At 59.9% G+C, this 14293-nt stretch carries 15 protein-coding genes; 8 read left to right on the top strand and 7 right to left on the bottom strand.

The genetic code is table 11. The features are described 5' to 3' along the window. Nucleotides 1-3: 3 nt before the first annotated feature. Nucleotides 4-768: a phosphoribosylaminoimidazolesuccinocarboxamide synthase gene (purC, locus tag PAE61_RS03935; protein WP_271114115.1), complete on the top strand. Its 765-nt coding sequence runs from the start codon at nt 4-6 to the stop codon at nt 766-768. 9 nt (nt 769-777) lie between these two features. Then, nucleotides 778-1017, top strand: coding sequence for a phosphoribosylformylglycinamidine synthase subunit PurS (purS, locus tag PAE61_RS03930; protein ID WP_271114114.1), 240 nt, complete (start codon nt 778-780; stop codon nt 1015-1017). A 64-nt stretch (nt 1018-1081) separates the two neighbouring features. On the opposite strand, the gene PAE61_RS17620 is transcribed toward purS, so the two are convergent. Beyond that, the gene (locus tag PAE61_RS17620; RefSeq protein ID WP_434803098.1) at nt 1082-1513 is read right to left on the bottom strand and encodes a TFIIB-type zinc ribbon-containing protein; all 432 of its coding nucleotides are present in this window, start codon (nt 1511-1513) and stop codon (nt 1082-1084) included. A 158-nt stretch (nt 1514-1671) separates the two neighbouring features. Here PAE61_RS17620 and PAE61_RS03920 point away from each other — a divergent pair, with 158 nt between their 5' ends. Together PAE61_RS03920 and PAE61_RS03915 are read left to right on the top strand one after the other, a co-directional pair. After that, nucleotides 1672-2328, top strand: coding sequence for an alpha/beta hydrolase (locus PAE61_RS03920; RefSeq protein WP_271114113.1), 657 nt, complete (start codon nt 1672-1674; stop codon nt 2326-2328). Nucleotides 2329-2586: 258 nt separating this feature from the next. Continuing rightward, entirely contained in the window at nt 2587-3186 is a 600-nt protein-coding gene (locus tag PAE61_RS03915) for an HNH endonuclease (RefSeq protein WP_271115086.1), read from the top strand. A gap of 3 nt (nt 3187-3189) precedes the next feature. Here PAE61_RS03915 and PAE61_RS03910 read toward each other — a convergent pair whose 3' ends face one another. Further along, the gene (locus PAE61_RS03910; protein ID WP_271114112.1) at nt 3190-3354 is read right to left on the bottom strand and encodes a hypothetical protein; all 165 of its coding nucleotides are present in this window, start codon (nt 3352-3354) and stop codon (nt 3190-3192) included. 112 nt (nt 3355-3466) lie between these two features. On the opposite strand from PAE61_RS03910, the gene PAE61_RS03905 reads away from it, so the two are divergent. After that, nucleotides 3467-4546, top strand: a complete 1080-nt coding sequence (locus PAE61_RS03905) for a PA0069 family radical SAM protein (protein WP_271114111.1) — start codon at nt 3467-3469, stop codon at nt 4544-4546. A 51-nt stretch (nt 4547-4597) separates the two neighbouring features. Here PAE61_RS03905 and PAE61_RS03900 read toward each other — a convergent pair whose 3' ends face one another. After that, complete coding sequence (locus PAE61_RS03900; protein ID WP_271114110.1) at nt 4598-5056, bottom strand: Lrp/AsnC family transcriptional regulator; 459 nt, start codon at nt 5054-5056, stop codon at nt 4598-4600. Further along, a complete protein-coding gene (locus PAE61_RS03895) occupies nt 5053-5508 on the bottom strand; it encodes an Lrp/AsnC family transcriptional regulator (RefSeq protein WP_271114109.1) in 456 nt (151 codons plus the stop codon). The genes PAE61_RS03900 and PAE61_RS03895 overlap by 4 nt, the downstream gene beginning before the upstream one ends. Before the next feature lie 133 nt (nt 5509-5641). On the opposite strand from PAE61_RS03895, the gene ilvC reads away from it, so the two are divergent. Next, nucleotides 5642-6664, top strand: a complete 1023-nt coding sequence (gene ilvC / locus PAE61_RS03890) for a ketol-acid reductoisomerase (RefSeq protein WP_271114108.1) — start codon at nt 5642-5644, stop codon at nt 6662-6664. A 136-nt stretch (nt 6665-6800) separates the two neighbouring features. On the opposite strand, the gene PAE61_RS03885 is transcribed toward ilvC, so the two are convergent. Beyond that, entirely contained in the window at nt 6801-7214 is a 414-nt protein-coding gene (locus PAE61_RS03885; protein WP_271114107.1) for a winged helix-turn-helix transcriptional regulator, read from the bottom strand. Between the two features lie 72 nt (nt 7215-7286). Here PAE61_RS03885 and PAE61_RS03880 point away from each other — a divergent pair, with 72 nt between their 5' ends. Beyond that, nucleotides 7287-8084, top strand: coding sequence for an NAD(P)H-binding protein (locus PAE61_RS03880; RefSeq protein ID WP_271114106.1), 798 nt, complete (start codon nt 7287-7289; stop codon nt 8082-8084). A gap of 147 nt (nt 8085-8231) precedes the next feature. On the opposite strand, the gene yghU is transcribed toward PAE61_RS03880, so the two are convergent. Beyond that, nucleotides 8232-9104: a glutathione-dependent disulfide-bond oxidoreductase gene (gene yghU, locus PAE61_RS03875; protein ID WP_271114105.1), complete on the bottom strand. Its 873-nt coding sequence runs from the start codon at nt 9102-9104 to the stop codon at nt 8232-8234. 172 nt (nt 9105-9276) lie between these two features. Between yghU and PAE61_RS03870 the strand changes: the two genes are divergently transcribed. After that, a complete protein-coding gene (locus tag PAE61_RS03870) occupies nt 9277-10761 on the top strand; it encodes an MATE family efflux transporter (protein WP_271114104.1) in 1485 nt (494 codons plus the stop codon). A 2-nt stretch (nt 10762-10763) separates the two neighbouring features. On the opposite strand, the gene dnaE is transcribed toward PAE61_RS03870, so the two are convergent. Beyond that, nucleotides 10764-14228 carry a DNA polymerase III subunit alpha gene (gene dnaE / locus PAE61_RS03865; protein WP_271114103.1) on the bottom strand — a complete coding sequence of 1155 codons (3465 nt, stop codon included), beginning with the start codon at nt 14226-14228 and terminating at the stop codon, nt 10764-10766. Between the last annotated feature and the right edge of the window lie 65 nt (nt 14229-14293).

The raw sequence follows: 14293 nt of genomic DNA, 5'->3' as shown, positions 1-14293 counted from the left end.
CATATGGCACCAAGGCGCAAGAAGATCTATGAAGGCAAGGCGAAAATCCTGTATGAAGGCACCGAGCCGGGTACGCTGGTGCAGTATTTCAAGGACGACGCCACCGCCTTCAACGCGCAGAAAAAGGCGACCATCGAAGGCAAGGGCGTGCTGAATAACCGCCTGTCCGAGTTCTTCATGTCCGGCCTGACCAATATCGGCGTGCCGAACCACTTCATACGCCGCATCAATATGCGCGAGCAACTGATCCGGCAGGTGGAAATCATTCCGCTTGAAGTGATCGTGCGCAATTTCGCCGCCGGCTCGCTGTCCAAGCGTCTGGGGCTTGAGGAAGGCACGCAGCTTCCCCGCCCCATCGTGGAATACAGCTTCAAGAATGATGAACTCGGCGATCCGATGGTGTCCGAGGAATATGTCATCGCATTCGGTTGGGCGTCTCAGCAGGATCTGGACGATATTGTCAGCCTCGCCCTGAGGGTGAACGATTTCCTGTCGGGTGTGTTCTTCGGCGTCGGCATCAAGCTGATCGACTTCAAGATCGAGATCGGCCGGATTTGGGACGGCGATTTCATGCGGCTGATCGTGGCCGATGAGATCAGCCCCGATTCCTGCCGTCTCTGGGACGTGAAAACCGGGCAGAAGCTGGACAAGGATGTCTTCCGCCGCGATCTGGGCAATCTGACCGATGCCTATACAGAGGTCGCGCGCCGGTTGGGCCTGATGCCCGCCAATGCCACGCCCATGAACAAGCCCACTCTGATCAACTGAGGATTACCCATGAAAGCCCGCGTGACCATCATGCTGAAAGACGGCGTTCTCGACCCGCAGGGCGAGGCGATCCGACATGCGCTTGGCAGTCTGGGCCATCAGGGCGTGAACGGGGTCCGTCAGGGCAAGATCATCGAGCTTGAGCTTGACGAGACCGACCCCGAAACCGCCCGCACAGAGGTCACCCGCATGTGCGAGGGACTTCTGGCGAACACGGTGATCGAGAAATACTCGGTGGAGATCGGCTGAGCCGCCCGGCTCCGATTCGGGCGGCCTCCGCGTCTCAGGCGGTCGCTGCCCGATCCGGCTTGCCTCAGAAGTCGAAAAGATCCTTCAGGAAGCTGTCACGCTTCTTCTTGTGCTTGCGCTTATAGCCGTCGCGATAATCGTCATCATCGTCATGGTCGCGTCCGTGCATGCCCCGGTCATAGAACGAATCCTGCCCGCCCCGGCGCTGCTCATCGGCCAGAAACCGGTCGAGCCGGTCGCGATAGCCCATCTCATTGCGCGGGGTCGTTTCAGGAATATCGCGGCGCGGCTCTGCGGCATGGCCGAACGCTGCCTGTTCTTCCCGGATCGGTTCGCGCAAGGTCACCGGCGGTGTCGCCTCGGAGGCGCTTCTTTCGATGATCTTGTCCAGCTCTCCCCTGTCCAGCCAGACGCCGCGGCATTTCGGGCAATAGTCGATCTCGACTCCGTTACGCGTGGTCATCAGCAGGGTTTCGTCATCAACCGGACATTTCATCGGCAAAAATTCCTCATATTGGCTCAATAGGGAAATGGGGTCCGATACGCGGCTTGCAAGATCTGCTGGACGAGTTGGTAAATATCGGTTCCGCTGCGGTTGAAGGCAACCAAGGCCCGGCGTAAGTCTTTTGCAGCATTCCCCAAGAAGGAACCATCATGCCGCGCGAACTGCAATCCGAACGCAAGGGTCCCGAAAACGCCACCCGTGCCGTCGTGTTCCTGCACGGCTATGGTGCCGACGGGGCCGATCTTCTGAGCCTCGCTGATGTACTGGGTCCGCATCTGCCGGGAACGGCCTTCTATGCCCCCGACGCCGCCGAGCGCAGCACGGTAAACCCGTTCGGGCGCCAGTGGTTTCCGATCCCGTGGATGGACGGCTCGACCGAGGAACAGGCCCGCGCCTCGATGGGTGAGGCCGTGCAGGATGTGAATGCATTTCTTGATACGGTTCTAAAGGCCGAAGGGATCGGCGCGGACCGTCTTGCGGTGATCGGTTTTTCGCAGGGAACCATGATGGCCCTGCATGTGGTGCCGCGCAGGTCGCAGCAGATTGCCTGCGTCATCGGATTTTCCGGCAGGCTTCTGGCCCCGGAACTTCTTTCCGCCGAGGCCAAGGTCAAACCGCCGGTTCTGCTTCTGCACGGAGATCAGGACCCGGTGGTGCCGTTCACCGATCTGGCCAAGGCCGCAGACGGGCTTGCGGCGGCGGGGTTCGGAGTCTCGACCCATGTCATGCGGGGAACGCCCCACGGCATCTCTCAGGATGGGCTTCAGGCGGCACTGGAATTTCTTCGGGAACATCTGCCGGAATAGAAGCGGATACGCCCGGTCGGACACCCCGACGCCGGAATTTCCGCCACCGCGAAAATCCGGAAGACTCAGCGCATTGCCCGTGATACATCGCGCGACAGGATAGGCGTCATTTTCCTGCATAGAACCGGTTCCGTGTCACATTGGCGTCACGAGCGGAGGATATTACTTCGACAACATTCAGGGGCTTGTCTGATCTTTACCCCGAGATATAGTCAGGCTCAGGCGATATGGTGAATGACCTGCAAAGCGGGGCTACGGATGCTCGACGACCACCAACACGCAGATTTCAGGACGCAGTTTGTGCGCGAACCCGTCGCGCTGCGTCATTTTCCGGCACTTGTTCTTAACGCGGATTATCGACCTCTCAGCTATTATCCGTTGTCGCTTTGGCCCTGGCAGGAAGCGATCAAGGCCGTGTTTCTGGATCGTGTGTCGATTATCGCCGAATATGATGAATTCGTTCACAGCCAGAGACAGGCTTTCCGAATACCGTCGGTCGTTGTCCTGAAAGATTATATCAAACCGCAGAAGCGCGTGGCATTCACGCGCTTCAATCTTTTTCTGAGGGACGGTTTCGAGTGTCAGTATTGCGGATCGAAAGGCGATCTGACCTTCGATCACGTCGTTCCACGGTCCCGTGGGGGCGTCACGAGCTGGGAAAACGTGGTCGCCGCCTGCTCACCCTGCAATCTGCGCAAGGCGAACCGCTCGCTGCGGCATTGCGGGCTGAATCTGCGTCGCCCGCCTCAGCAGCCAAGTTCCGAGGACATGCATAAAATGGGCCGCCGCTTTCCGCCGAACCATCTGCATGAAACCTGGATGGATTTCCTTTACTGGGATGCCGAGCTGGAAAGCTGAGCTTTACAGCCGGTGATCGTCGCGGGTGAAACGAAGGACCGCCGCCGCGATCAGAGCCGCCAGGGCCAGTCCGACAACCGGCACGCCATTCGCTAGGCTGAACCAAAGCGTTGCAGCAGCGGCAAGAACGACGGCAACGATCATCAGAAGAAATTGTGGCAGTGGCATCTCAAATCTCCCTTCGTCGTTAATATGGGCAACCGGCGGGAGAATGGGAAGAACCGCACCCCAAAACCTTGATTGGCTGGACAATGTTCTTATTTTGTTCTAGACAAATCACATGTTGCCGCCTCGCAATCCCGACGAAACGCTGAAAGCCCGTGGTGCGGATACGCGCCCGGCGAATCGATTCGACCGGCTGCACCCGGAGCGCGAACATGACGGCTGGGATCTGGTCGAGGAAACGCGGCTTCTGAGGACCGAGGTGACGGACGAATATCCGCGCAGCATCATCACCCGCAACCAGTCTCCGGATGTGCCCTTCGACCGCTCGATCAACCCCTATCGCGGATGCGAACATGGGTGCATCTATTGTTTCGCGCGTCCAAGCCATGCCTATTGGGGGCTGTCTCCGGGTCTGGATTTTGAAACCCGGATCACGGCAAAACCAACCGCCGCGAAGCTGCTTGAGGCAGAGCTGGCGCGGCCCGGCTATCGCGTCGCTCCGATTGCCTTCGGCACCAATACCGACCCGTATCAGCCTGTTGAGGCAAAGCGGCGCATCATGCCTGATCTCTGGCGCGTCCTTCTGGACTGGAATCACCCGGCCAGCCTTGTCACACGCGGCCAGACCGTGCTGAGAGACCTGCCCTTGCTGGCGGAAATGGCGAAGCGGCAACTTGTCCATGTGGGCGTGTCGATCACAACGCTTGACGCCACCCTCGCCCGCAATATGGAGCCACGCGCCCCGACTCCGGCCACCCGCCTCAGGATGATCCGCGAAATGGCGGCGGCAGGTATCCAGATCCGCGTCATGGTCGCCCCCGTCATCCCCGTCCTGACCGAGCCGGAAATAGAGCGCATCCTTGACGCCGCGCGAGAAGCCGGCGCGACGAATGCCAGCATGATTCCCCTGCGCCTGCCATATGAAGTCGCGCCGCTGTTCCGGGACTGGCTGGACCGTCATCACCCCGATGCGGCGCGGCATGTCATGAATCGGGTGAATGCGATGCGCGGCGGGCGCGATAACGATCCGCGCTTCGGCAGCCGGATGCGCGGCGAAGGGATCGAGGCGGAACTGATGATGAAACGCTTCCTTCTTGCGCGGAAACGGCTGGGATATGCCGAAACCACGCCGCCGCTGGATCGCTCACGCTTCGGGCCTCCACCCCGCAAAGGGGATCAGTTGACGCTGTTCTGAAGCCCGGCAATGCACCCGGCTCCTGCAACACATATCCCCGAAACCTCTGCCCTACCCTGCCAGCGGCCCCGGCCTGCGCTCTTCCGACAGCATCACATTCGCTTCGACCTGCCCAAGCCCCGGAAGGGTCATGATGCGGCGGCGCAGGATGCGTTCGAAATCGGCGATGTCACGGGCCACGATCCTCAGGCGATAATCAAACTGCCCCAGCACATGCTGTACAAGCTGCACCTCGGGGATGGCAGTCACGGCGCGTTCGAATTCCTCAAGACTGGTCCGCCCCTTCGTCGCCAGCCGAATGCCCAGAAACACCGTCACCCCGAAACCAAGCGCCGCATTGTCCAGCACCACATGCTGCCCCGAGATGATCCCTTCATCGCGAAGCCGCCTGATCCGCCGCCATGTCGCGGGCTGAGTCATGCCAAGGCTTCGCCCCAACTCGGCCGCGCCAAGCGTGGCGTCCCGCGACAAAAGCCTCAGGATCTTCAGATCTGTCGCGTCAGGCGTCACAGCGGCAACTCCGCACTGTTCTTGATGGTTGAAACCAGCATCAACGCATCGCTAGCCTCGACATGCGGCAGGGTCAGGATGCGTTCGCGATAGATTTCCTGCCAATGCGCCATGTCACGCGCAATCACCGACAGGCGGAAATCGACGCTGCCGAGAAAGGTCTGGATCTCGATCACCTCGGGCACCTCCCGCGCGGCGGCGGTGAATTCGTCGAAGGCGCGGGGGTTGGTTTTATCCAGCGTGAATCTCAGACTGACCTCAACCTCATAACCCAGCTTGCGCCAGTCGATCCGCGCTTCCTGCCCGGCAATGATCCCTGTTGCACGCATCTTCTCGATCCGCCGCCAGAGCGTAGCCGACGTCACCCCGGCACGTTCCGCCAGCAATGCCGGAGGCTGATCGGGATCGGCCAGAAGCTGGCGGAGAATGCGGCGATCCGTCGTATCGGGCATGATTTTTATTCTTCATTTTATTTATGGGCATGATTTTTTCATATTTTAGGATATTAATGCCAAAATTGCACAGATCTCCAGCGGAATTATTCGTATCACATGATCAGAAAAACCGAGAAGAAGGAGCGCCACGATGCGTGTTTACTACGACCGCGACTGCGATGTGAATCTGATCAAGGACAAGAAGATCGCCATTCTGGGCTATGGCTCGCAAGGCCATGCCCACGCGCTGAACCTGCGCGATTCGGGTGCCAAGAATGTCGCCGTGGCGCTGCGCGAGGGTTCTCCGTCGAAAGCCAAGGCCGAGGGCGAGGGGCTGCAGGTCATGGGCATCGAAGAGGCCGCCAAATGGTGCGACCTGATGATGTTCACCATGCCCGACGAATTGCAGGCAGAGACCTACAAAAAATACGTCCATGACAATCTGCGCGAAGGCGCGGCGATTGCATTTGCGCACGGTTTGAACGTGCATTTCGGCCTGATTGAGCCGAAAGACGGCGTCGATGTCATCATGATGGCCCCGAAAGGCCCCGGCCACACCGTGCGCGGCGAATATGTCAAAGGCGGCGGCGTGCCCTGTCTGGTCGCGGTTGATAACGATGCGACCGGCAAGGCAATGGATATCGCGCTGTCCTATTGCTCGGCCATTGGTGGCGGTCGTTCGGGCATTATCGAAACCAATTTCCGTCAGGAATGCGAAACCGACCTGTTCGGCGAGCAGGCCGTATTGTGCGGCGGTCTGGTCGAACTGATCCGCATGGGCTTCGAAACGCTGGTCGAGGCTGGCTATGAACCCGAAATGGCCTATTTCGAGTGCCTGCATGAGGTCAAGCTGATCGTCGACCTGATCTATGAGGGCGGGATTGCGAATATGAACTATTCGATCAGCAACACTGCCGAATATGGCGAATATGTCAGCGGCCCGCGCATCCTGCCTTACGAGGAAACCAAGCGCCGCATGAAAGAGGTTCTGACCGACATCCAGTCCGGCAAGTTCGTGCGCGACTTCATGCAGGAAAACGCGGTCGGTCAGCCGTCCTTCAAGGCCACCCGCCGCATCAACGACGAACACCAGATTGAGCAGGTCGGCGCGAAGCTGCGCGAGATGATGCCTTGGATTTCCAAGGGCAAGATGGTGGACAAAGAGCGGAACTGAGGTTTCGGTTTATGGAATGAGAAGGCCCGGGGCGCGATGTCCCGGGCTTTTTCAATCGCCGCAAATTTAGAAAGCCAGCCCTGCATCAAAACCAAGACAAAGAAGAGGGCAAAAACCGACAAGGGTTTTATTGGTTTTATTCTTTCTTTTCTAACTGGGCATCAAAATTGACTTGCGCCCTTTCGATGACGCTTTTGTTCTGCCTGGTCCAACCAACAAGCATGGCGACTTGAGCAGCGAACGAGCGACCAAGCTCCGACAATTCGTAAGTCACCTTGGGCGGTATCGTTTTCTCGACATGGCGAAGGACGTAGCCATCACGTTCCATTCTCCTCAAAGTCAACGTCATCATTCGCTGTGAAATTCCTTCCAACGCCCGCTCCAACTCTCTATAGCGTCGCGGCCCCACCGACAGTTCCGCCAGCGCCATGACGGTCCACCGCTCACCCAGACGATCCAGAATGAGACGGATTCCACAGTCGTCATGATCGTCGGAACCACACGGCTCAAGCGATGAGGAAGAGCGCACATCCGTGTTCGTTTCATACAAATTTGTGCCTCCTTACGCAGCATATTTAGTGAGACTAGATGGGTGGGACAGTAATTTCAAAAAGGAAACGACATGATCCTTGTGACCGGCGCTTCAGGCCAGCTCGCTTCCCAGATTGTGGTGCTTTCTAGGCAGCTCAACCTACCTGTTCTCACCGCAAGCCGATCGCCAGCAGCAGATCGCGTCATGGATTTCGATGACCCGACAACACTCGACTTCGACGGGATTGATGTCCTGTTTCTTACATCTGCAGGCTACGCAGAGGATGACGTTGTCATGCGTCGGCACGGTGCGGTACTGGAAGCCGCGCGAAAGCAAGGTGTCAGGCATGTGATCTACACGAGTCTCAGTGAAGCGAGTGATCACCTCGTCTTCGCTTTGGCACACCGCTGGACCGAACGCGAAATCAAAGCCAGCGGAATGAGTTGGACAATAATGCGCAACGGTCTCTATGCCGAACTGATCGGAGCGCTTGCAACACCTCAAGGCGGAAGGATCATTACACCTTTCGGACAAGGTCGAATTTCTGCGGTGGCACGACACGACTTAGCTCTTGCGGCAGTCAGAATACTCGCTAACCCTTCTTTACATGCCGGACGCAGCTACGAACTGGCTGGCTGCAAGGCTTTTTCTCTGCCTGAGCTAGCTGAGAGTATCGGCGCTTCGTATAGGCCAGGAACATTCGCAGATGAACGCTTACGTCTCGCGGGGTTGTCACTCTTGCCTTTCCAGCCCCCAATGCTGCTATCTATCTCGTCCACAGCCGCGGCCGGCTTTCTGGAGGCTGCCAGAACCGACTTGCTGGAACTTGTACCCGAACCGGCGGACGCCCTTGCAGTGGCAAGCAGCATAGCTCAAGCTTCTGGATAGATGATCGTATATCAGAAACATCTTTTCAGAAAAACCTGCCAACAGCGTTCAGCCCGTTAGGAAGCGCATCGCACTGCCGGACAAGTGCCTGCCCTCTGTTGCTGCAGAAAGGAAGCGCCCGGAGTTGTCATCCGGGCGGTTCCTGTTTCACTCCGCTGCCCCGACCTTATCCTGCGTCTTCGTGTCGAAATCCGACGCATCGTGACGCTCATGCAACTGCCCCGCCGCATCGCCGGAGGTGCGGTTGACCATCAGGCCGCGCTGCACGGCGGGACGCGCGGCGATTTCGTCATTCCAGCGGAGAACGTTCTTGTAGCTCTTGCCCTCAAGGAAGGTTACAGCCTCGCCATAGACGCCGCCGGTCGTCAGGCGGCCATACCACGGGAAGATCGCCATATCGGCGATGGAATATTCCTCACCCGCCATGAAGCGGTTATCGGCAAGATGCTGGTCCAGCACATCAAGCTGGCGCTTGGTTTCCATCGTATAGCGGTCGATGGCGTATTTGATCTTTTCCGGCGCATAATGGTAAAAATGCCCGAACCCGCCGCCCACGAAGGGGGCAGAGCCCATCTGCCAGAACAGCCAGTTCAGCGCCTCGGTCCGCGCGGAGGGACCTTCGGGCAGGAACTCATCGAATTTCTCGGCCAGATACAGCAGGATCGAGCCGGATTCGAAGACGCGCTGCGGCGGGTTGACGGAATGATCCATCATCGCCGGGATCTTCGAGTTCGGGTTCACGGAAACGAAGCCGCTGCCGAACTGGTCGCCCGCGCCGATATCGATCAGCCAGGCATCGTATTCCGCGCCTGCGTGACCCTTGGCCAGCAGCTCTTCCAGCATGATCGTGACCTTCTGCCCGTTGGGCGTGGCCAGCGAATAAAGCTGGATCGGGTGCTTGCCGACCGGGCTTTCCTTGTCATGGGTTGCGCCGGCGGTGGGCCGGTTGGTGCTGGCAAATTTGCCGCCATTGCCCGGTTCCCATTTCCAGACGTCCGGCGGGGTGTATTCGTCACTCATGGTCTATCCTGCGATGTCGTTAGCCTTGCCTCAAACTGAGCGCCCAGGCGGCAGGTTTCAACCTCAGCCGGAAAAAGAGACGCTGACAAGCCGCAGAAACTGGATTAGGCCCGGAGGCGGACCCCCGCGCCGTCAGCGGCCGTGCCACCCTTAACAAGTCGCGGATCAGATCATGACTGCTCGGAACAACCTCACCACAGCGCCCATAGCTGCGACGCTTCTGACCTTTGCGCTGCCGACACTGGCATCGTCGATGCTGCAATCGGCGAATGGGTCGCTGGCGACGGTCTGGGTGGGGCAGCTGATCGGGCCGAATGCGGTGGCCGCGACGACGAACGGCAATCTGGTCATGTTCCTGATGACGGCATTCGTGTTCGGCTTCGGCATGGCCTCTACGATCCTTGTCGGGCAGTCCTTCGGGCGCGGAGATATCAACGCGGCAAGGCGCGTCGTCGGAACCGCTATCGGTACATTCGCGCCGGTCGCGCTGACCCTGGCCGTTCTGGGCTGGTTTCTTGCGCCCTCGGTACTGTCTCTGCTGGGGACGGATGCGGCCATCACATCGCTGGCGCGGGATTTTCTGAGGGTCACATTCCTTGCCCTGCCCGCGATTCTGATGATGACCATGCTGATGATGACGTTGCGTGGCAGCGGCGATGCGGTCACGCCGCTGATCTTCATGATCATTGCGGTGGTGCTGGACATAGTGCTGAACCCGGTCTTCATCCTTGGCCTCGGCCCCGCGCCAGAGATGGGAATCGGCGGCTCGGCCTTCGCGATGGCGATTTCCAATTATATCGCGCTTGGGGCGATGCTGTTTTATATCTATGCCCGCGATCTGCCCCTGCGGCTGCGGGGGGCAGAGCTGTCCTATCTGAAACCCGACCTGTCCATCCTCGCGCTGATGCTGCGCAAGGGGCTGCCGATGGGGATTCAGATGGTTGTGGTGTCCGGCTCCATGCTGGCGGTGATGCGTCTGGTGAACCGGCAGGGGGTGGACACGACGGCGGCGTTCGGGGCGACGCAGCAGCTCTGGACCTATGTGCAGATGCCGGCGATGGCGCTTGGGGCTGCGGTCAGTGCAATGGCGGCGCAGAATATCGGTGCGGGACGATGGGACCGGGTGGGCAGGATCACCCGGATCGGGATCATTTATAATATTATCCTGACCGGAGGGCTGGTCGCGCTTCTGGTCGCCGGGGACCGGTTGGCGATGCAGGTATTTCTTGGTTCGGACTCGCCCGCGGTGGAAATCGGGCGGCATATCGCGCTGCTGGCGACATGGGGGTTCATTCCCTTCGGCGTGACGATGGTGCTGTTCGCCACGATCCGCGCGAATGGTCAGGTGATCTGGCCGCTGATGATCCTGTTCATCTCGATGTTCCCGGTGCGGCTTGGCTTTGCCTACGGATTGCAGGGCATGCTTGGCGCGGATGCGATCTGGCTGAGTTTTCCGGCGGGCATGGTCGCCACGCTGATCATGGCGGTGCTGCTGTATCGCTTCGGGAACTGGCGGCAGGCGAACGATATGCAGGTCGAGGCCGCACCGCCGCCCGAGGCACAGCCCTCAGCCGCCGCATTCTACACCGAGGCAGGGCCGCCCGGCACACCGACCGGCGGGCGCTGCCTGCATCATGATGAGCCTGCGCGAGGCTGAGCCTATTGCTCTACCACGTCCAGAACGCCCGGCACCACGCGATATCGCTGCCGTGCGCTGGGGCCGACAGGGGCGCGGTCCGTAACCTCGATATCATAGACCTCATCGCCCTCATGGATGCGCAGGATCAGCTTTCCGCGCCTGCCGCGATCCTCATCCAGACCGACCAGAGTATCCTGCAACACCGGAAAATCGACGCTTTCGCCGATCTGAAGCACAAGCTCTGCCGGGCCGACATTGGCAATCGCCTGTTCCAGCGGGACGACGGAACGCGCCAGCATCTTGACCTCATCGCCCTGCGGCTCGACCTGCACCTGCATGACGACATTGCTGCCGGGTTCCAGATGTTCCCGGCTGGCTTCCAGCACGTCGGAGAACACCACGGCCTCATATAGCCCGGTCGGATCAGACGCCCCGATAAAGGCAAAACGATTGCCCTTGGCGGATTTCTTTTCCTGCCGTGAGGACACCGTGCCCGCGATATAGGTCACCAGCGGCCCCGCCGCGGCGGCTGCGCGGATTTCGGCAAGTGTGTTGACCTCGATCCGGCGCAGCGCGGGCAGATAATCGTCGATGGGATGGCCCGACAGATAGAACCCGATCGCCTGATGCTCCTGCCCCAGCCTTTCGGATGGCAGCCAGATCTGCGCCAGAACCGGGCGCGGCGGCGGCAGATCCTCGCCCCCGCCAAACAGGGATGACTGGTTCGACGCCGCCTGATCGTGGCTGGCCCCGGAAAACGCCACCAGCCCGTCAAGCGAGGCCATGACCCGAGCGCGATTATCGTCCAGCAGATCAAACGCCCCTGCCCGCGCCATCATCTCAAGCGCCCGCTTGCCGACGCGGCGCAGATCGACGCGGCGGGCGAAATCGACCATATCGGCGAAGGGCTGATCGCCGCGCACGGTCTCAATGGCCCGCATCGCCTCAACCCCGACGCCTTTCAGCGCACCGAGCGCGTAATGGATGCGCCCCTCCTTGACCGTGAAGGTCGCGCCCGAGCGGTTGACGCAGGGCGGCACGACCTCGATTTCCATGCGGTCGAGTTCGCGTTTATAGACGCTCAGCTTCTCGGTCAGGTGGATATCGCAATTCATGACGCCTGCCATGAACTCGACCGGGTGGTTCGCCTTCAGCCATGCGGTCTGATAGGACACGACGGCATAAGCCGCCGCGTGGGATTTGTTGAAGCCGTAATTCGCGAATTTTTCCAGCAGGTCAAAGACTTCGCCTGCCTTCTTCTCATCCACGCCATTTTCAACGCTGCCCTTGATGAATTTCGGGCGTTCCTTCGCCATTTCCTCGGCGATTTTCTTGCCCATCGCGCGGCGCAGCAGGTCGGCGCCGCCAAGGCTGTAACCCGCCATGACCTGCGCGATCTGCATCACCTGTTCCTGATAGACGATGATGCCCTGCGTTTCCTCAAGGATATGGTCGATGGATGGATGCAGCGGTTCCAGATCGCGCTGCCCGTTCTTGACCTCGCAATAGGTCGGGATGTTCTCCATCGGGCCGGGACGATACAGCGCCACAAGTGCCACGATATCCTCGATACAGGTCGGCTTCATGCGCCGCAGCGCGTCCATCATGCCCGAGCTTTCCACCTGGAACACGGCCACGGTGCGCGCTGAAGCGAACAGCTCATAGCTGGCCTTGTCATCCAGCGGGATGGCGTTGATCTGGTTTTCCGCGCCCTCGGGCGGGTCGTAAAGCTTGCGTCCATCGGCGGCGATATGCAGGGGCCGCCCGCCGCCATTGATCAGATCCACCGCGTTCTGGATGACCGTCAGGGTTTTCAGACCCAGAAAGTCGAACTTCACCAACCCGGCCTGTTCGACCCATTTCATATTGAATTGCGTCGCGGGCATTTCCGAGGCCGGATCACGATACAGCGGCACAAGCTGATCCAGAGGACGGTCGCCGATCACCACCCCCGCAGCATGGGTCGAGGCGTTGCGGTACAGCCCTTCCACCTTGGCGGCATAGTCCAGAAGCCGCGCGACGACCTCTTCCTTGTCGCGGATCTCGCGCAGGCGGGGTTCCTCGGCGATGGCCTTGGTGACGCTGACCGGCTTCACGCCTTCGACCGGGATCATCTTCGACAGCCGGTCCACCTGACCGAAGGGCAGTTGCAGCACCCGGCCCACATCGCGCACAGCGGCCTTGGACAGCAGCGCACCGAAAGTAATGATCTGGCCGACTTTTTCAGCGCCGTATTTATCCTGCACATAGCGGATCACCTCTTCCCGGCGATCCATGCAGAAATCGATGTCGAAGTCGGGCATGCTGACCCGTTCCGGGTTCAGGAACCGCTCGAACAGCAGGGAATAGCGCAGCGGGTCCAGATCGGTGATCGTCAGAGCATAGGCCACCAAAGACCCCGCGCCGGACCCCCTGCCCGGTCCGACCGGAATATCGTGATCCTTGGCCCATTTGATGAAATCGGCAACGATCAGGAAATAGCCGGGGAAACCCATCTGCTCGATAATGCCAAGTTCGAAATCCAGCCGCTTGTGGTAATCCTCGACGCTGACGGCGTGGGGGATGACCTTCAGCCGCTCTTCAAGCCCCTGCTTGGCCTGACGGCGCAATTCCTCAACCTCGTCATCGGCGAAGCGAGGCAGGATCGGCTTATGGCGGCTGACGGCAAAAGCGCAGCGGCGGGCGATTTCGACGGTGTTGTCGACGGCCTCGGGAAGATCGGCGAACAGAAGCGCCATTTCCTCGGGCGATTTGAAATCATGGTTCGGGGTCAGGCGGCGGCGGGGCTGGGACTGATCCACATAGGCACGTTCCGAAATGCAGATCAGCGCGTCATGCGCCTCATACATCTCGGGTTTGGGGAAATAGACATCATTCGTCGCCACCAGAGGCAGTTCCAGCATATAGGCCAGCCGGATGAAACTGTCCTCGGTCGCCGCCTCGGTCGCCATGATCCGGCCGGATTCGTCCTTGTGGCGGGTCAGCTCGACATAAAGCCTATCGCCGAAAGCGTCTTTCAGACGGCGCAGCAGCGCCTCTACCCCCGCCGCATGGCCCGCCTGAAGCAGTCTGCCCACCGCACCGTCAGCCCCGCCGGTCAGCAGGATCAGCCCTTCTGAACGCGAGGTCAGATCCTCCTCGGTGATATGCCACGGATCGCCGCCCTGCCGCAGATACATCGCCGAGGACAGCGCCATCAGGTTCAGCCAGCCCTGCCGGTTCTGCGCAAGCGCGACGACGGGTCCATAAACATCCCCTACAAGCAGCGTCCACTGGCAGCCGATAATCGGCTGGATCCCCGAATCCATCGCCTTCACGCTGAACTCCAGCCCGGCGAACATGGCGTTCGTATCGGTCAGCGCCACTGCGGGCATTCCCGCTGCCTTCGTCAGTTCAACAAGCTTCTTGACCGGAACCGCCCCTTCCAGAAGCGAGTGCTCGGAATGCGTACGGAGATGAATGAATCGCGGCTGACTTTCTGGCATGACGCGAAGCTATGGCCTGATGCCGGAAAGCGCAATTCCCGGAGGCGTGAGAATCCGCAGCAAGG

Origin of the sequence: Paracoccus aerodenitrificans, assembly GCF_027913215.1 — a bacterium.
GTDB classification, from domain to species: Bacteria; Pseudomonadota; Alphaproteobacteria; order Rhodobacterales; family Rhodobacteraceae; genus Paracoccus; species Paracoccus aerodenitrificans.
This window is presented reverse-complemented; position numbering and strand designations above follow the sequence as displayed.